A 17,102-nucleotide genomic window follows, 5' to 3' on the forward strand; every position below is an offset into this window, starting at 1 on the left:
CAGGCAATTTATCACAATCTACTAACTGGTTATTGGGTCATATACAATGAGTGCCGTTATTACGGATATTTGGTTTGTTGCTGATATTGGGCTTAAGGAGCTTGCCAACCAATTAGGATTAACCAATATTAACTTTGATTCCGGGGTTTGCTGGCAGTGGCTCTCGGGTGATTTATTGGATTTCAAGTTAGATATCACCCAGACCAGTCCCCTGGGAGACAAGAATGTGCGAACAAGGGTATTTCTATTTGATAAGGACCTACACTTTTCGGCAGGGTTTACGGATTATCTGGCGGAAAAATTAAAAGCACTTGGAATAACACCCATCTACTTTGGCAGATGGGTGTTCATAAAAGATGGTCAATACGAGCAATGCATTGTAAAAGTAGAAACTTAAAATAGCTTTACAGTATTTACGGTGGCACTTTGACCGGATTCTGATATCCGTGGGTTGCGTATTTTTAAATTAACTAATGATAGGAAAAGGTTCAGTGGATAAAAAACCAAAGATAATTATCACTAAGAGTGATGTCGAAAGATTGGAAAAACTCTTAGAGTCTCTCCCGGCAAAGGCATTTCCGGGTAAAGCGGAGTTAGAAATGGAAATAGAACGAGCTAAAATAGTTGATTCAAAAAAAATTCCAGCCTCCGTCGTAACGATGAACTCGCGGGTAAAATTTAAAGTTTCATCTTCGAACGAAGAGTTTTCCCTCACCCTGGTTTACCCAAAAGATGTCAATGAGAAGGGCGACACAATTTCCATTCTAGCGCCGGTTGGCAGTGCTCTTTTGGGCTTGTCGCAAGGAGATGAAATTTCATGGCCGAAGCCCGGTGGAGGAATGCTCAAAGTTCGGATTGAAGAGGTTATCTATCAGCCGGAGCGTTCCGGTGATTATCATCGTTAAAGCCGATAGTAAGTAAATTAAAGGATGCTGAACATGGAGAATGTTTCCCCGAAAGGTGAGCTTTTTGTTACCGATAATTCAGAGACTCAGCATCCTTTCAAATCAGTATGGCAGCAATATTATGCGTGCCGGCATTCATGTTTTGACTGACGGGTTGGTTCATCATGTCGAGCGTAATGTTGCCAAGCGTTTTGATAACCTGCTGATTGACCAACTGCCAGTTACCTTTGAGCTGGCAATTACCTTCCAGGACACACTGGCAACCTAGTCCTTTTGTGCAGTCGGTTAGAGCAATAGGTCCGTCAACCGCTTCAATGATTTCGGCGATGGATATTTGGTCGGCGCTTTTTGTGATTTTGTAACCACCGTTAACTCCGCGTAATGAGATTACGAGCCCGGATTTCACCAATGAGCGCATGATTTTATAGATAGTTGGCATAGTCAACTTGGTCTTTTCTGAGAGCTGCTCCAGTGTTGTCAGCTGATTTACTTGGCATAACGCATTAATGACAAGTAACCCGTAGTCTGCAAACCGGCTGATTCTTAACATAATAACTCCACACATTCCTTCAAAGCATATCAGATATACATTATATGAATTTTTCGAGATTGATATTTTATAATACTATACCAATACAGTATATTATTCGAATCATCACTTTGTATTAACAACCGTTTATGAATAAAAATGCATTCACAAATCGCAAACAATAATTCTCAAGTCACGGTAAATATTGAGCTCCCTGGCGATCTGGTTATCTGGTTTTTAATCCTACTGGAGATCACGACTTTCGCCTTGATGTTTCTTGCTTTTAGCTGGGTGAGAAGTTACGACAAAGAATTATTTTTAGCCGGACAACAAATACTGCATCCTTTAGCCGGTCTTATTAATACGATTGCGCTGCTGACTGCCAGCGGGTTTGTGGCGCAGGCCGTAGTCGATAACCGGCGTAATAAACAGAATCAAGCCGCGCTTTGGATTTTTGCAGGTATTGCGTCTGCGCTGGTATACGTTGTGGTTAAGTGCTGGGAATACTGGCAACTGGGTAGTGCCGGCTATGGCTTAGAAAGTAATCAATTTTTTACGGTTTACTTTTTGCTGACGGGCTTTCATTTATTACATGTGTTATTGGGTCTGTCTTTCCTCATCATCATCGCGCGTAAATTAAGGCGTGGTGGTTACGGCCCTGACGACGCCTTAGGTTTGGAAAGTGGTGCATGTTATTGGCATATGGTTGATTTACTCTGGGTTATGCTTTTTCCAATAGTGTATGTGATTCACTGATGATCAATCGTGTCCCTCTCATCTGGCTTGTTCTCATCCTGTTAACGATAGGTAGTTATACTCTGGCGGACGCTTCCACACTGCCTTGGATTGCCGCTATTATTTTGGGTTTAGCTGCCATCAAGGGCTATTTAATCATTGACGGTTTTATGGAACTTTATGGATATAAAGGCTATATGCGCTACGCAATGAACTTATATTGTCCCATTTTAAGTTTGTTTATTTGGTTATTGGTAAAGCATTAGCAGTTTGGAAAAATTTCAGGGTTTTAGGAATTTTTGTCGATAACCATTACTTCGTAAGTCGGTGAGTAACAGCGATGGGCTTCAAGCTTGGCAGTCAGAAGACCAAGTCGGCCACAAACCGCAGTATTTCGAACAACAATTAAAGTCTAGTTTTGAATTAAAACGAAGATTATCATAAGTTTTGTTTATAAGGTGTGATTTATAACCAAGGTATTTCAGTGTACCTCTCGTATATGTGCTCGAATGGCTGAAGCAATATCAGCAGGGTGGGAGATATGAGCACCATGCCCAGCATTGGTAATTTTTTTAACCTTAAGGCTGGGGAGAGCGGTTATAAGCTGTTGTACAACTTCTTGATAGGCGGGTAGGGTATTCGTACCTGTAGAAAGGGTAATGGGTTGAGGAAAGTTATGTAAGGCATTGATATCGATAGCGAGTCGTTCGGGATCACGGAATTGGTCTAGCCAAGTATCGACGTTCGACAAAATTGTGGTGCGCGCGGTCTTATCGAAGAGGTTTTCCCAGCTATTCTCGCCAAATGCAACCTGCTCAATAAATAGCTTGGCCGCTTCTTCGATGTCTCCTTCTTCAATCAATTTTGCCGTCCGTTTCATAAGTTTAGAAGCTTTCTCTCGCAGATATTCAAGCTCTGGGTTTCCTTTTAATAACGCAAACAGTGGGGGCTCGAGTACAAATAGGCTCTGGGTTGAAGCGGGGGCCTGTATCGCAAGAGCTATGGCCACATTAGCGCCATAGGAGTGACCGATAATGTGCGCAGGCGTTAGGCCAATTTTATCCATTAATTCGAGGGCATCGGTGACATCATCTCTGAGGTGGCCCTGTCCTGGCGGTGCAGTACTGGCACTGTGGCCTCTACGATCGTAGGTCACCACACGGTATTGCTTACGGAGTAGAAAAGCGACATTACCCCAGCTATGGTGGTCGTCCCAGGATCCATGAATACAGAGGATCGGATCACCATCTCCCTCATCGGTATAAGCGATATTGGCCGACCTGAGTTGTAGTCGGCGTAGGGGCTTGGAAAATGTAGGTTGTTCCATATTGTTTATTTCCGTAGCTGTGTTCAGTACCGGTGGTTTTATTCTTAAATACTAAACTACCAGGTTCCGTTGCTCTTCAATTCCCATACTAAGAATAAAAGGATTATCATTTTGCCTTTGTTTAAAATCTTCCTTGGTCTTCATGCCAAGCCAGGTATGCTTTAATAATGTTTGAGCTGTCGGTGCACCCAAGGTTGAGCCTGGCCCCAGAATAATGAGTATGTCCGGCGCGAATTCTTTGATGGCGACTTCAATAGCGCAACTATAGTTGTAGGTTGTTGTCACTTGATGACCGAACGTGTAGCCATGTAATGCGTTTAAATCAGTGGCATAGGGTTGCCAGATATGTCCCCGCCCATCGATTATGGGAAGCACAGGTTTTTGCAACAAATCAATGGGTAACAGTTGCATTGCTTGCTCGGATATACCCTGCATCAATGGACTGTGGAAAGCACCATGATTGGGCAGAGCGAAGGGATACCTGTCTTGGACCTGAGGGAGGGTTTTTAATAATAGTTTAACGGCGACATCATTGGCTGCCAGTATCAGCATGCCGCCAAGATGTATAGAGGTATAAATTTCAGCTCCTGCCTCACGGGAGACAAGCTCAACTGAGTTTTCGCAATTTCGCTTGAGATCAGGATCAGGTAGCCACTGGTCATTCACCAGCGGATAGATAACCTGGCCACCGCTCGCTTCCTTGTGCATGAGCCTCCCCATGCTGTTTACCACATGGATGGCGGATGGAGGAGACAAGGCGCCAGCGCAGGCGAGAGCCAAATACCAGCCCATTGAATTCCCGGTCACTGCAGTAATATCAAATTTATCCAAGTTAATCGTCAGGAAATCGGCTAAGGCGCAGGCGTAAATAAGCGAGGCGGCGTTATCTCCAGTAGTGTGCTGCGATGCGCGAAATGTGTCAGCGGAATCTAATTCCGAAACCGTCTTTTGACCCTGCTCAGTGCGATACTCATCAATCAATTCTATAAAATGAGTTTTATTGGCATGATACTTTTTGAGGTATCCTAGTTCCGGTTTGTTATAGGTGCCCCTGCCAGGACAGACCACAATGGCGCTTTGTTTTTTCCGTTCTGTCATTGAAGGCATTCTCACTGTTCGCAGCACACGGGAACTACTAGTTTAAGTGCGTTTTCAATAATGCTTTCTACGCTGGGCAAGACTAAGTTAGCGGCTGCCCCCAGAGGAATAAAGGAGTCCTCGGCGGCTACTCGCTGTATAGGAACAGTAATGTTGGCTTCAACCAACAGTGTGACTAATTCCTCACCTATTGACCCAGTACGTCGGCATTCATCGACGATTAATATGGAGTCGCAAGGAGCAATGGCCTCGACAACGGCGGCTGCATTAAGTGGTAACAACCAACGTAAATCCACAATCCGGCAATTAATTCCGTGTTCATCAAATAATTTTTTGGCGGCCTGCAGGCTTAGGTGGTAACCATTGGCATAAGTCAAGATGCCGATGTCTTTACCCGCTCCGAAAATCCCTATCTGCCCTGGCACAATAGGTTGTCCAGTGCCAGGGGGTTCATAAAGAGAAGTCCATAATCCGTCGTTTGTTTCGTGTAAATCACGTGTCATATAGAGTGCAATGGGCTCAAGAAAAACCACGACGCGTTTTTCCTCATGGGCCAGTTTAATGCAGCTTCGCAACATCTGAACGGCATCTTTACCGTTACTGGGACAGGCGACAATAAGCCCAGGAATGTCACGAAAAACATTAAAGGAGTTATCATTGTGAAAGTGGCCACCAAAGCCTTTTTGGTAGGCTAGACCGGCAATTCTGATCACCATTGGGTTGGTGAACTGTCCATCCGAAAAAAAGGATAGTGTGGCGGCCTCGCCACGAATTTGATCTTCGGCGTTATGCACGTAAGCCAAAAACTGAATTTCGGGAATTGGGAGAAGCCCATTGTGCGCCATTCCGATCGCAAGACCGAGAATGGTTTGCTCATCGAGCAGGGTATTAATCATTCGCGCTGTACCGAATTTCTGGTGTAACCCTTGGGTGACTCCATAGACTCCGCCCTTCTTGCCGACATCTTCACCACAAATGACGGTGGTGGGGTATTGCAGCATGATATCCGCCAGAGCGAGGTTAATCAGACGCCCCATATGCTGGGGCTTGTCAAATAAGCGTACGTCCCGGCCAAAGAGTGCTTGCCGCATCTCCTCGGTTGGTATCGGCAGAGGTGCAGGGAGGGCTGGTTTCGGTATAATTGATGCCATGACATCGGTAGCCGTTGACAGCTTTGGCCGTTGAATGGCTACTTCGGCAATTCGTTCGATTCGTGCCTCAAGATTGTTATAGAACTCGCAGATCTGAGGTGCCGTCATCAAACTGTTTTCCCATATAATCCGTGCTGAGTGCAGGAGCGGGTCTTGTGCTTCAGTGGCTTCAAGTTGCTCTCGTGTTAAATAGCTGGTTTCCGCATCTGAACCGGCATGTCCCGCCAGCCGAATGGTTCGACAATGTAGAAAAACGGGTTTTTTGGTTTTCCGGGCATAGCCGGCGGCTTCAGTTGCCGCCCGCTGTGTGTCGAGCATGTTCAAGCCGTCACAGGTGATGTATTTAAGGCCTGGGTGTTGGCTATATTTTGCTTTAATCCAGCCCATTGGAGTCTGTGTGGAAATGCCGATACCGTTATCTTCGCAAATAAAGATGACCGGCATAGGAGAGCCCTGATACGCGGCCCAGGCGGCAGCGTTGACTGCGCCCAGCGCCGTGGAATGATTTGCTGAGGCGTCCCCAAAATTACAAATTACTACGGAGTCATGGGGCATGGTAGCGTCAACCAACCGGAGTCTAGAGGCCAAACCGATCGCATGGGCAGCCCCCATCGCTTTAGGTAAATGGGAGGCGATGGTGCTGGTCTGTGGTGGCACTAATAACACTTTACTTCCCAATACCTTATGTCGACCGCCTGAGGTAGGGTCCTCAGATGAGGCGGCAAAGGATAATAGTGTTTCATAAAGTGGCGCCAGCCCCATTACCTGCTTGCTGCGCTGAATCATTAAGGCACAGCTGCGATAATGCAGGAATGCCATATCGGTATGACGAAAGACTTTGCCAAAAACTGCATTACCTTCATGGCCAGCACTACCGATGGTATAAAAACTTTCTTTACGTGCGCTCAGACGGCGCGAGGTCAGGTCCAGTAGACGGCTCATGACCTGACTTTCAAACAGGTCAACGACTTCCCAGGATGCTAGATGGACATCCTGGGGGGTTAATACGACCGATGGTTGCGGAAAATCCTCGGCGCGTACCCGTTGGGTAAAGTTCTGATGGATGATTTCAGCACGATTCATAATGTTGCTCTGTAGTTACCGCAAGAACATTTAGTTATTCATCAGCGAATTCTAGAGATCAAACTCGATACCCTGCGCTAGAGGAAGCTCGCTAGAGTAATTAATCGTTGATGTAGTTCTACGCATATAGCCTTTCCAAGCATCGGAGCCCGATTCGCGTCCACCGCCAGTTTCCTTCTCACCACCGAAGGCTCCGCCGATCTCAGCGCCGCTGGTGCCGATATTGACATTAGCAATACCGCAATCGCTGCCGACGACGGAAAGAAACAACTCTGCTTCTCGTATATCGTTAGTAAAGATGGAAGAAGACAATCCCTGTGGCACATCATTGTGTTGTTTGATCGCATCGTTCAGATCTTGATAAGGATAAATATAAAGTATTGGAGCGAAGGTCTCTTCCTGAACAGTTCGGTCCGATTTCGGCATTTCAACTAAGGCTGGCGTCACATAGTAGCCTTCCGCGTACTCATCAACCAGTACGCGGTTGCCGCCCATTATCGGTGTACTGATGTTAGAAAGTGCCTGCTGCATCATTTTATAGGCCGCTTCGTCGATCAGCGGACCCACCAGCGTCTTAGGGTCCATCGGATTGCCGACACGGATACTTTGATAAGCGGCTTTAAGAGAGGGGACTAATGTGTCATAGATGCTGTCATGCACAAACAGACGTCGAGTCGATGTACAACGCTGTCCGGCGGTTCCCACGGCACCAAATAAAATGGCGCGAACAGCCATCTCCAAATCGGCGGAAGGACAGACGATAATAGCGTTATTACCACCCAGCTCAAGAATGGATCGCCCAAATCTTTGTGCGACAGCGGGACCCACCTTGCGGCCCATGGCGGTGCTGCCGGTTGCGCTGATCACTGGGACTCGTTTATCCGCCACCAATTGAGCGCCAGTCTCAGCTTTCCCGATCAACAGTTGTGATAATCCTGGTGGGATGTTGCCGACTTCCTGTGCGGCGTCTTCAAAGAGCTTTTGACAGGCAATCGCAGTGATGGGTGTTTTTTCGGAAGGTTTCCAAATAACACTGTTGCCGCAGACAATGGCTAAGGCGGTATTCCAGCACCATACCGCCACGGGAAAATTAAAGGCAGATATAACGCCAATGGGACCTATCGGGTGCCAGGTTTCCGCCATGCGGTGACCGGGGCGCTCAGACGCAATTGTCAGGCCATAGAGTTGGCGGGAAAGACCAACAGCAAAGTCGCAGATATCAATCATTTCCTGTACTTCACCCAGGCCCTCTTGGTAAATCTTCCCGCTCTCCAGGGTCACCAATTCGCCCAGCGTTTCTTTGTGTTCCCTGAGTTTATTTCCCAGGACGCGAATCAGCTCACCTCGTTTGGGTGCGGGTACAGTTTTCCATTCATGGAAGGCTGCCTGTGCTTCACTAATGGCACTCTCGACTTCTTCGGATGAACAGACTTTAATCTGACCGAGAACAGCCCCATCAATCGGGCTGTGCACAACGAGTTCGCCGCCTTGAATGATGTTCTCATCAACTCCAAGACGCGATAGAATTTGTGTCAGTGTCATATAGGTATCCTCTAAATCGACTTTTGTTAACAACGGTCATAATGTGGCTTGCCAGTACTCCATCACCCTTCGCGATAACCCTTAGCTTCATCTTATTAATACGAGATTTCCTCTATATTAATTGCAACATCATCCATTGGTAAAATATAGTTTTCCTGGTATGGATATAGGCGTAAACTATGGCTGGCATATAACATTAGCCAGCCCATGCGTGAGCGGATAACTTAGCTCAACCATAGAGAGGGATGATATCAATGGATTTTCGCGCACTTCGTTATTTTATTGCTGTTTATGAGGAGTCCAGTCTGAGCGGGGCGGCAAAACGATGCTTTGTTGCGCAACCATCGATATCCTCTGCTATTCAACAGCTCGAGTCAGACTTGGAGAGCCAATTATTTTTACGGCATACCAAAGGGGTAACGCCTACGCCAAGTGGAGAAAGTCTTTATCCCTATGCCTGTAAAGTATTTGATGATATGCAAGCGATTAAGCACATGTTTAAAGAGCCTTCGCCGCAAATATCACTCAATATAGCCCTCATGCCTTTTTTATCCGGGAAACGCATTAGTTTGATCATCAAAGTATTACTGGCATCGGTGCCGGGGCTTGATCTGACGGTGGTAGATCTAACAGAACAGGCGGATGCGCGCATTATTTCCGAGACGCAAGCCCATCAAGACGAAATTTTTCATAAACTCTGGCGTGATCAGTATGTGCTTGCTATGCCAGAGGGACATCAGCTTTCAATCAAACCATCGATCTCTTTAAAAGAGTTAAACGGCGTTCCCTTTATCAGCCGTCAGCCATGTGATGTTAACGACGCTTGGAAGTTTGCCACGGAGAAACAGGGTATTACTCTGGACATCAAAGCGACTGTGAAAAATGAAGAGTATGCGCTCGATTTGGTGGCCGCTGGCCTTGGAATTTCAGTCGTGCCCAGCCACTCAACCACGAATCACTTGAATATTGTGACGCGCCCGGTTAAAGATTTGAAATTGGAGCGCATAGTAGGCCTCGCCTATAAAATCGACCGTTCACTACCCTTAGAACTGATCAACGCGATTGAACTGGCCAAGGAACAGATGAAGTTGATTGTCTAATGAAAACCCTTAGCTCTTCCGAGGAGTGCTGCATATTTCCAAATGTGCTGCTATTTCGCGTTTATCTTCCCCGCTTTGGGAAGATTGGCATGATTTTGCCGCAGGCCGAGAATGTTACCGTCAGGATCTTTGAAAAACGCCAATCGAACCCACTCTCCCAGATTGATTATTTCGTCGACTTCAACATTATGTTTCATTAATTCATTATGCGCTCATACTGAAAAGGGGGTTGGTTCTATAAACCGAGTCATTTCCAATGGAAAGGAAACCAACAATGCCACTCGATCGACCATGGTGAGGTTAAATACATTTTGTCCGTTCAGGTTAATCTCCTTATATTCCACACGGCACCACAATCTTTCAATAAAAAGAATTGATTTTTTTGAGAATAAATATACTGTTTGTTTGTACAGTTTTTGAAGGGTAAGGAGTCCTGGTGCCACCTTTGGCCGACTCACAACAGCTCCTGTTCATTCTACTCTGGTTGCTATGCTGCTTCATGACGGCTTTAACTCGTAAAATAATCCATTGTGACTGCGATTGCTTTTACGCGTCGGTAGAGATGCGTGATGATCCGTCGTTAAAGTCGTTGCCGGTTGCGGTTGGTGGTGCAGCGGATAAGCGGGGTGTTATCGCCACCTGTAACTATGCGGCGAGAGAGCAGGGCGTACGTTCGGCGATGCCTTCAGCTTATGCGCGACGACTCTGTCCCGGGTTAGTCATATTGCCCCCCAATTTTGATAAATATCGCGAAGCCTCTCGGCGTATTCGCGAGATATTTTTTACCTACACGGATTTGGTGGAACCGCTTTCGCTGGATGAGGCTTATCTGGATGTGACGGAATCGGATAAGTGTAAAGGTAGTGCGACGTTGATGGCGCGGGAAATTCGGATGAGGGTAAAGCAGGAGGTAGGCATTACACTCTCCACTGGGGTGGCGCCAAACAAGTTCTTAGCGAAGGTGGCAAGCGATTGGAACAAGCCGGACGGGGAAACAGTGATTTTGCCAGAGCAGGTGGAGACATTTGTGCGGGAGTTGCCGGTGCGGCGTATCTACGGTGTGGGTAAGGTTACTGCGGAAAAGCTTTTACGTTTTGGGGCTGAGAGCTGCGGGGATTTGCAGGCTTTTACAGCTATTGAGTTAGCCGAGGGTTTTGGTAGATTCGGCGCCAGCCTTTATGCGTTGTGCCGCGGTATTGATGAACGCGCGGTGCAGCCGAGTCAGAGCCGAAAGTCTTTGAGCGTAGAGCATACCTATAACGATGATTTACCAAACCTGGATGCCTGCTTAAAGCAACTACCGGAACTGTTGCTGCAATTGCGCTCGCGCTTGCGCCGGGTGGATGAGCATTATTTGGTGACGAAGCAGTATGTGAAAATGAAGTTTAATAATTTTCAGTCGACGACGGTTGAATGTTTGAGCACGGTAGCAGATGAAGCGAATTACCATACGTTAATGACAACGGCTTTCGGGCGTGGTGAATTACCGGTACGATTGCTGGGTGTCGGCGTACGTTTTGTGGATTTACAGGAAGAGGGAAATCCAGAGCAGTTGGAGTTACCGTTGGCGATTAGCTAGCGCGACTCCATTAGAGTCGATCCCAGGGGTAGGTTTTATGAGCTGATTCGCTGAATTTTGGCTAAAGCCGTTTTTCTTTGTTCGTTTTATTGCCATAATGCGCAAACATTTGTTTCCCCGTTTCCCAAATACTACTAAGTCATTCGTCAATGCCCCCAGTATTAGAAGTGCGTAACCTGAGAAAAACCTTTAAGAATCTGGTTGCGGTTGATGATATTTCCTTTCAAATTGAGCCCGGTATCTGCTTTGGTTTGTTAGGACCTAACGGCGCAGGAAAAACCACGACGATTGAAATGATTGAAGGGATTACTGAGCCTACTAGCGGTGAAATTATTTACCGGGGTAAACCGAGGGATAAAAGCTTCACCTTGGAGGCAGGTATTCAATTTCAATCGACCTCGGTGATGGAGCGGTTGTCTTCGCGGGAAATTTTGGAGCTGTTTCACAGCCTGTATCCGAAAACCATCCCTATGCAGAAGCTGATTGACCTGTGTGATTTGGAACCCTTGTTAAAGACACCCGCAGATAAACTTTCCGGCGGTCAGAAACAAAGGTTGATGTTCGCGCTGTCATTGGTGAATGATCCTGAAATTGTGTTTTTGGATGAGCCGACCACTGGTCTCGATCCGCAGTCGCGGCGTAACCTCTGGAAATTGGTTGAGCGCATCAAAAGTAAGGGCAAAAATGTCGTACTGACGACGCATTATATGGATGAGGCGGAAATACTCTGTGATTATCTGGTGATCATTGATCACGGTAAAATTATCGCCGAAGGTCCGCCGCAGAAATTGATGAAAACTCATTTTGACTATTTTTATGTCTGTATCGATAAAGAGGATTTTCATCCCAAGCAGGGTTACTTTGACGAACCGTTGGTGACTCATAATGGTCATGTTGAAATTCAAAGCAAATCAGTGGAAGCCACTCTGCAAAACTTGATCCAACAGGATATTCGTTTGCACTCTTTACGTGTCAGAAATCCTACCCTGGAGGACTTATTTTTAAAATTAACGGGGCATAGTTTGCGTGACTAGATCCAGCTTAAGCTTTGTCCAGGTGGTTTGGGCGTTAACTATAGCGCGTACCAAGGAGTTTTATCGCGATCGAACCACTATGCTTTGGGCGTTGGTGTTTCCGGTTTGTGTCGTCGCTGCCATCAGCATTTCCTTTTCCAAGGATAATCAGGAAATATTTAAAGTTGGTATTTACCAACCGGCGGATCAGGCTACCCATCATTTTCAGTTAACCGATGAAGTATTTATCGGCACCGTTGAGTATCAGGATTTTGATAAGGCACTGGAGCGGATTAGGCATCATCAATTAGATATGTTGTTTTCGGCGACGCAACCGCAGCGCTACTGGATTAATGAAACCTCCACTAAAGCCCATGTGCTGGAAAAACTTTTACTGGCAACCGCTGATCCAGTCTTTGTGCGCGAAACGGTAAGTGGCCGTCAGATTCGCTATGTTGACTGGGTGATTCCCGGCGTGCTGGGAATGAATGTCATGTTCGGTGCGCTGTTCGGGATTGGTTTTGTCATCGTTCGTTACCGCAAAAATGGTGTGCTTAAACGCCTACAAGCGACTCCCATCACCCCTATGCATTTCTTAACGGCACAGGTGGTATCGCGATTGACAGTGCTTTTGATCGTGGCAGTGTTAGTCTATTCCGGCTGTAATTATTTTTTGAATTTCTTGATGCTAGGTAATTATTTGACGCTTATTCTGGTCGCTGTGCTGGGTATCTTTTCGATGATTTCTTTGGCATTAATTGTGGCCAGTCGTATTGCCAGTGAAGAACTGGCCAATGGCCTGCTGAATTTTTTATCTTTTCCGATGATGCTGTTGTCGGAGGTATGGTTTTCGTTGGATGATGCACCCGACTGGCTGGTTAGCGTTTCCAACCTGCTGCCTTTAACCCATATGGTGAAGGCGGCGCGGGAGATTATGATTAATGGCGCAGGCATAGTGGCGGTCAGTCACCACCTTTGGGTGCTAGCGGCAATGAGTCTGATTTTTCTTGGCGTGGCAGCCTTTCTATTTAGATGGAATGAAAAGTAAGGAGGAAACAAGGTGGAAGCGGATTTTTGGCATCAGCGTTGGTCAGCTAGGGAAATTGGATTTCATCAGATGGAAATCAATCGTTTTCTTGTCGATTACTGGGGATTACTTGGACTACCCAGCGGCGGTAGAGTGCTGGTGCCGCTATGTGGTAAATCTAAAGATATGCTTTGGTTGGCGCAGCGTGGCCACAGCATACTCGGCATAGAGCTGAGCGAAACTGCAGTGCGGGAGTTTTTCGAAGAATTTGGTGTGACGCCCGAGATTAGTCAAAAGGGCGCTTTCAAAAGTTACCAGATGGAAAATATAGAGTTATTGGTTGGTGACTTTTTTGCTTTGACGGCCGCTGATTTGGCAGGCGTGGCTGGTGTTTACGATAGGGCGGCGTTAGTTGCGTTGCCACCTAAGATGCGCGAGGATTACGTCCGGTTGCTTGCCGAACTGCTACCCGCTCAGGCACAAACCTTGCTGATTACCTTTGAATACCTCCCCGGCGCTGCGGAAGGGCCTCCTTTTTCTGTCAGTGAGGATGACGTGACGCGTTTGTTTGGTAATGACTGTGAGGTTCAAACTCTCGATAGCCAGTATTTTGATTTGCGTGGTACGGATGCAACGGAGCATGTGTTTCATCTGAGTTACCGCTAGCCCTGGGTTTTATCAGGCTATCTTTTCCCACTGTGTTTGCTGGGTCGTATGCAATTGGTAAGTTGTTAAATGCATCTTTATAGGCGCTATTGGGCATTTTATTGGCCGTTGGCGTTAACCGCCTGTTTTCTGTTGTTGGGGTTACAGGTTTTCAATGCGGTGCTGGCGCGCTACCCCAATGCCGAGCGCGAGCTGGCGGTATTCGCTTACGCGATTAGTTTTATCCATTTCCTCGAAGTCGCCATGGCTTTTATGCCGCAGATGGTGATGGTTTACGCGCGTAGCCGTAAAGCCCGGCGGCGGGTGCTACGTTTTTGCCTCAGCACGGGCGTGTTATTTTCAGCCTTTGCCTGTTTTCTTGGCGTCACTGCGCTAGGGCAGCAATGGATTGCTGCAGCCTATGGTATAGAGGGCGATATATTAGCTGAGGTGTCCCGCTATTTAGTCTATTTGTTTCCGACCATATTACTGCGCACGTTGTTTCATTATTTTGCCGGATTGCTAACCCAAAATGATCAAACCCGCTTGGTTTCAGTTTGCGCCTTTGTTGGCGTTGGGCTAGGTGTAGTCGTCTGTCTTTACGGTTATCGAGAAGCTTGGCCTGCCTACCTTACGTTAGTGTCGGCCCAACTAAGTGCTTCTGCGGGTATGCTGATTTGCGCCATGCTCGCCTATTCTCAATTTTATATTCCTGAGCGAGAACAAGGTTTTACCGAGCCCAGGTATCTTGATTTGTTCCGCTATTTTTGGCCAGTGAGTTTTACCGGTATGACCTTTGGTCTGGGTCGGCCGTTGATTTATGCTTTCGTCAGCCGTACCCCCGATGCGTTGATTACCATTGCGGCACTGCGCGTAGGGTTGGATTTCTTTATGATTTCACAGATGGCATTAAATCAATTTCGGAGTCTTCTGCCGTCCTTGGGGTTGGAAAATCTGCGCGAAAAGCGCCGTTTCATAGCGTTTGTGACAGTTGTTTTTTCATTGGTTATGGCCAGTTTGATTTTCACTCCGTTGGATCAAGTGGTGTTTAAGCAATGGTTAGGCTTGAGTGATATGTTATACCTTCATGTTAAACAAACATTGATGGTAGTGCTGTTAACTCCAGCGATTCTTGCGGTACGAAACTATTACCATGGACTTCTGCTGGTGTATAAACAAACCAAGGGTATTGCGGTGGGCAGTGCCTTTAGAATTACTACTGTATTGCTCTGCTGCTGGCTATTTTTGATGTTGGGTTGGCTCAACAGTTGGACCGCACCACTGGTAATGGTATTAAGCTTTTCGATAGAGACCCTGGTGGTGGTTTTTATTACACAACGTGCCGCAAAGGCTATTCAGTAACGTTATTTATCCCTTCAGTATTCATATCACCAACGGAAGCTGCCGTGTCGGCAGTTTTGCTATTCTTGTCGCTGTTTTGTTTGGATGTGTTCTTGGTGAGCTGGTTTGATCGTGCGGCTTAAGTGTTTGAATATTCAAAAAATTGAAGTCGGATTAATTAAGGATGTCGGTTCGATGTGTTGCCGCAATACGGGCGCTATTCTGTTCTGGTACACCGGCTTCCTGAGCAAATTTCGGCCATGCCAGCACAGCCTGCTGAACCTGATCTAATATTTCCTGCGCTCTGCCGCGTCGCATCGCGGCATTTTCCGCGTAGGCGATAAAATCCTCTAACATAAAATTATCACGCTTGCTGTTGAGCGACATCTGGTGAGAATCGGTCCAGTTGCCGCTGGGGTTGTAGCTGTAGGTGAGGTCAAAGGCGGGCGACAAAGACCATTGGCCGGCCTTGTCCATCAGGAAGGCGATATTCTTTACATGATCATCCTGGTTGCGCCCCAGAATATTGAAGCACATGCGCCGGAATTGTTCCTCGATGCTCGCCATAGGTAGATCAAGCTGACGGATGACACGCTGTGCCTGTTCATAGGAATAGGCGCCCGCTTGATTGAAGTCGTAATGGGCGATGGCGCAGAGTGACTGCATATGTATTTTTTGGCCGCTATCGCTGCGATCAAAACGCTTGGTCATGAAATGGCTGCGTCCGTTTTCCCTGAGTAAACGACACTCATTCATCTCAATACCCGCAGTCAGCGCCATTTTATAGTAGGCATATTCAATCAACCCGTACCCTTTGGGGTCTTCCAGTTCTTTATCCTTGTTGCCAGAAACTCCGTCGAACTTGAGTAACCAATAGGAGAAACCTTCGCCAGCCGCCACCTGTCCGGAACGGACTTCGTTGCTGTCCGGGTTCCAGGCGATAATGGCCTTGGCTCTTGCACCACCGGCGGACGTGCCGACGCGCAAAATATCCAACAATGCCTTCTCTCTGGTGGGGGTGTTGAAGGAACCATCCAAAGCGCTGCGCTGGGTAAGTATTTCCCCCGCCAGTTCAACCAGTTTTTGTAGCTCGACCTGTTGTGAATCCTGTTGTGACGGGCCTATGGCGGGACTAAACTCAAGCGCACCCATACCACGTTTTCCGGTATAGCAAAGGCGCTCGACTGGATTAAAACTCTCAGGGCTACGCCCCTCCTTGGCAAGCCAGGTATCGATCAGGGCGTTACCGAAGCGATCCGGCAAGGAGTCCGCGAGCAGGCCGGGCAAGCCATGAAATGTCTGGTAGGCCAAATTAGGGAAAGAATAGATTTGTTTAGAGAGCGGCATTCGAATTGGCGCGATTTCGATTTTGCTATTGATAAAGGCCGGTTCATATTCGAAGTATCCGCAGTTTTTATCCCGATCCCAACTCACCGCGCCGATAGTGCGACCCCAAAGTTCAACGCGGGCGATGGTCATTTTTCATCTCCCCATTCCCAGGTCGGTGTTGTTGTAGGTTTTCCCTTGGCGGGTAGAGAAGCGCGTTGGCGTATTTTTCCGCTCATTTTAAGCTGCTGTATAGGGCTAATGTTAGGCTCAGGAATCAAGCTATCAAACTGCTCCAGCATATCCAGTGCGCGCAGAATGCGAATGAAATTGGCAAGCTGGGTAGAATGACCTTGCTCCAGCCGCTGTATGGTTGGTGTGGAGACACCGGCTTCTATGGCCAATGCTTGCTGCGTCATATTTTGATTGAGCCGACAGCGGGAGATTCTGGCGCCTAGTTCCAGCAGGGTGGCTTTATCGGACATATCTTTTGAAATATTCATAAGGCATCAAAATTGATTTGTTTAGTTTAATTTCACGCTTTAATATATCACTAATGAGTAATTATGCAATTTTATTTTAGATATCAAAAATGATTGGTTAACGATCTAATTTTACATAAGGCATCAATAATGATGTCTTATCTGGTTAAAGATAAAATGGCTAAATACCCAGTGAATGGCACTGCTTTAAGAGTTTAC

At 46.9% G+C, this 17,102-nt stretch carries 18 protein-coding genes; 10 read left to right on the forward strand and 8 right to left on the reverse strand.

Annotated features, from left to right (window positions below; genetic code table 11):
* Nucleotides 1-46: 46 nt before the first annotated feature.
* Both H6995_03280 and rnk read left to right on the forward strand, forming a co-directional pair.
* The gene (locus H6995_03280) at nt 47-397 is read left to right on the forward strand and encodes a hypothetical protein (protein ID MCP5214013.1); all 351 of its coding nucleotides are present in this window, start codon (nt 47-49) and stop codon (nt 395-397) included.
* Between the two features lie 76 nt (nt 398-473).
* Nucleotides 474-905 carry a nucleoside diphosphate kinase regulator gene (gene rnk, locus H6995_03285; protein MCP5214014.1) on the forward strand — a complete coding sequence of 144 codons (432 nt, stop codon included), beginning with the start codon at nt 474-476 and terminating at the stop codon, nt 903-905.
* Between the two features lie 97 nt (nt 906-1,002).
* Here the strand turns inward: rnk and H6995_03290 are convergent, their stop codons facing one another.
* On the reverse strand, nt 1,003-1,455 hold the full coding sequence (locus H6995_03290) for an SUF system Fe-S cluster assembly regulator (GenBank protein ID MCP5214015.1): 453 nt from the start codon (nt 1,453-1,455) through the stop codon (nt 1,003-1,005).
* A gap of 138 nt (nt 1,456-1,593) precedes the next feature.
* On the opposite strand from H6995_03290, the gene H6995_03295 reads away from it, so the two are divergent.
* Together H6995_03295 and H6995_03300 are read left to right on the forward strand one after the other, a co-directional pair.
* A complete protein-coding gene (locus H6995_03295) occupies nt 1,594-2,190 on the forward strand; it encodes a cytochrome c oxidase subunit 3 family protein (GenBank protein ID MCP5214016.1) in 597 nt (198 codons plus the stop codon).
* Nucleotides 2,190-2,435 (forward strand): cytochrome C oxidase subunit IV family protein, encoded by a 246-nt coding sequence (locus H6995_03300; GenBank protein ID MCP5214017.1) that lies wholly within the window; start codon nt 2,190-2,192, stop codon nt 2,433-2,435. The genes H6995_03295 and H6995_03300 overlap by 1 nt, the downstream gene beginning before the upstream one ends.
* Before the next feature lie 215 nt (nt 2,436-2,650).
* Here the strand turns inward: H6995_03300 and H6995_03305 are convergent, their stop codons facing one another.
* The 4 genes from H6995_03305 to H6995_03320 are packed head-to-tail and all read right to left on the reverse strand — an operon-like array spanning nt 2,651 to nt 8,370.
* Entirely contained in the window at nt 2,651-3,496 is an 846-nt protein-coding gene (locus tag H6995_03305) for an alpha/beta hydrolase (protein ID MCP5214018.1), read from the reverse strand.
* Between the two features lie 51 nt (nt 3,497-3,547).
* Entirely contained in the window at nt 3,548-4,594 is a 1,047-nt protein-coding gene (locus tag H6995_03310; protein ID MCP5214019.1) for an ACP S-malonyltransferase, read from the reverse strand.
* Nucleotides 4,595-4,605: 11 nt separating this feature from the next.
* On the reverse strand, nt 4,606-6,828 hold the full coding sequence (locus H6995_03315; protein ID MCP5214020.1) for an MFS transporter: 2,223 nt from the start codon (nt 6,826-6,828) through the stop codon (nt 4,606-4,608).
* A gap of 51 nt (nt 6,829-6,879) precedes the next feature.
* A complete protein-coding gene (locus H6995_03320; GenBank protein MCP5214021.1) occupies nt 6,880-8,370 on the reverse strand; it encodes an aldehyde dehydrogenase family protein in 1,491 nt (496 codons plus the stop codon).
* Nucleotides 8,371-8,624: 254 nt separating this feature from the next.
* Between H6995_03320 and H6995_03325 the strand changes: the two genes are divergently transcribed.
* The gene (locus H6995_03325) at nt 8,625-9,470 is read left to right on the forward strand and encodes a LysR family transcriptional regulator (protein ID MCP5214022.1); all 846 of its coding nucleotides are present in this window, start codon (nt 8,625-8,627) and stop codon (nt 9,468-9,470) included.
* A gap of 50 nt (nt 9,471-9,520) precedes the next feature.
* Here H6995_03325 and H6995_03330 read toward each other — a convergent pair whose 3' ends face one another.
* Nucleotides 9,521-9,667, reverse strand: a complete 147-nt coding sequence (locus H6995_03330; protein MCP5214023.1) for a hypothetical protein — start codon at nt 9,665-9,667, stop codon at nt 9,521-9,523.
* Nucleotides 9,668-9,969: 302 nt separating this feature from the next.
* On the opposite strand from H6995_03330, the gene dinB reads away from it, so the two are divergent.
* The 5 genes from dinB (at nt 9,970) to H6995_03355 (ending at nt 15,096) form a co-directional block, all read left to right on the forward strand.
* On the forward strand, nt 9,970-11,049 hold the full coding sequence (gene dinB, locus H6995_03335; protein MCP5214024.1) for a DNA polymerase IV: 1,080 nt from the start codon (nt 9,970-9,972) through the stop codon (nt 11,047-11,049).
* 149 nt (nt 11,050-11,198) lie between these two features.
* Nucleotides 11,199-12,083: an ABC transporter ATP-binding protein gene (locus tag H6995_03340; GenBank protein MCP5214025.1), complete on the forward strand. Its 885-nt coding sequence runs from the start codon at nt 11,199-11,201 to the stop codon at nt 12,081-12,083.
* Nucleotides 12,084-12,162: 79 nt separating this feature from the next.
* The gene (locus tag H6995_03345; protein MCP5214026.1) at nt 12,163-13,110 is read left to right on the forward strand and encodes an ABC transporter permease; all 948 of its coding nucleotides are present in this window, start codon (nt 12,163-12,165) and stop codon (nt 13,108-13,110) included.
* Between the two features lie 12 nt (nt 13,111-13,122).
* Entirely contained in the window at nt 13,123-13,755 is a 633-nt protein-coding gene (locus H6995_03350) for a thiopurine S-methyltransferase (GenBank protein ID MCP5214027.1), read from the forward strand.
* Nucleotides 13,756-13,824: 69 nt separating this feature from the next.
* A complete protein-coding gene (locus H6995_03355) occupies nt 13,825-15,096 on the forward strand; it encodes a hypothetical protein (GenBank protein MCP5214028.1) in 1,272 nt (423 codons plus the stop codon).
* Nucleotides 15,097-15,249: 153 nt separating this feature from the next.
* On the opposite strand, the gene H6995_03360 is transcribed toward H6995_03355, so the two are convergent.
* Both H6995_03360 and H6995_03365 read right to left on the reverse strand, forming a co-directional pair.
* A complete protein-coding gene (locus H6995_03360) occupies nt 15,250-16,554 on the reverse strand; it encodes a type II toxin-antitoxin system HipA family toxin (GenBank protein MCP5214029.1) in 1,305 nt (434 codons plus the stop codon).
* Complete coding sequence (locus tag H6995_03365; protein ID MCP5214030.1) at nt 16,551-16,904, reverse strand: helix-turn-helix transcriptional regulator; 354 nt, start codon at nt 16,902-16,904, stop codon at nt 16,551-16,553. Before H6995_03365 ends, H6995_03360 begins: the two co-directional genes overlap by 4 nt.
* Between the last annotated feature and the right edge of the window lie 198 nt (nt 16,905-17,102).

The sequence above is a fragment of the Pseudomonadales bacterium genome, from assembly GCA_024234615.1.
In the GTDB taxonomy this organism is placed as follows: Bacteria; Pseudomonadota; Gammaproteobacteria; order Pseudomonadales; family IMCC2047; genus JAJFKB01.

Excerpts from the sequence above, each read along its gene's own strand:
- H6995_03355 (MCP5214028.1), top strand. The coding sequence starts at position 13,825 with ATGCATCTTTATAGGCGCTATTGGGCATTTTATTGGCCGTTGGCGTTA.
- H6995_03320 (MCP5214021.1), bottom strand. The coding sequence starts at position 8,370 with ATGACACTGACACAAATTCTATCGCGTCTTGGAGTTGATGAGAACATC.
- H6995_03345 (MCP5214026.1), top strand. The coding sequence starts at position 12,163 with ATGCTTTGGGCGTTGGTGTTTCCGGTTTGTGTCGTCGCTGCCATCAGC.
- rnk (MCP5214014.1), top strand. The coding sequence starts at position 474 with ATGATAGGAAAAGGTTCAGTGGATAAAAAACCAAAGATAATTATCACT.
- H6995_03330 (MCP5214023.1), bottom strand. The coding sequence starts at position 9,667 with ATGAAACATAATGTTGAAGTCGACGAAATAATCAATCTGGGAGAGTGG.
- H6995_03280 (MCP5214013.1), top strand. The coding sequence starts at position 47 with ATGAGTGCCGTTATTACGGATATTTGGTTTGTTGCTGATATTGGGCTT.
- H6995_03315 (MCP5214020.1), bottom strand. The coding sequence starts at position 6,828 with ATGAATCGTGCTGAAATCATCCATCAGAACTTTACCCAACGGGTACGC.
- H6995_03295 (MCP5214016.1), top strand. The coding sequence starts at position 1,594 with ATGCATTCACAAATCGCAAACAATAATTCTCAAGTCACGGTAAATATT.
- H6995_03340 (MCP5214025.1), top strand. The coding sequence starts at position 11,199 with ATGCCCCCAGTATTAGAAGTGCGTAACCTGAGAAAAACCTTTAAGAAT.
- H6995_03325 (MCP5214022.1), top strand. The coding sequence starts at position 8,625 with ATGGATTTTCGCGCACTTCGTTATTTTATTGCTGTTTATGAGGAGTCC.
- H6995_03305 (MCP5214018.1), bottom strand. The coding sequence starts at position 3,496 with ATGGAACAACCTACATTTTCCAAGCCCCTACGCCGACTACAACTCAGG.
- H6995_03290 (MCP5214015.1), bottom strand. The coding sequence starts at position 1,455 with ATGTTAAGAATCAGCCGGTTTGCAGACTACGGGTTACTTGTCATTAAT.
- dinB (MCP5214024.1), top strand. The coding sequence starts at position 9,970 with ATGACGGCTTTAACTCGTAAAATAATCCATTGTGACTGCGATTGCTTT.
- H6995_03300 (MCP5214017.1), top strand. The coding sequence starts at position 2,190 with ATGATCAATCGTGTCCCTCTCATCTGGCTTGTTCTCATCCTGTTAACG.
- H6995_03365 (MCP5214030.1), bottom strand. The coding sequence starts at position 16,904 with ATGAATATTTCAAAAGATATGTCCGATAAAGCCACCCTGCTGGAACTA.
- H6995_03360 (MCP5214029.1), bottom strand. The coding sequence starts at position 16,554 with ATGACCATCGCCCGCGTTGAACTTTGGGGTCGCACTATCGGCGCGGTG.
- H6995_03310 (MCP5214019.1), bottom strand. The coding sequence starts at position 4,594 with ATGACAGAACGGAAAAAACAAAGCGCCATTGTGGTCTGTCCTGGCAGG.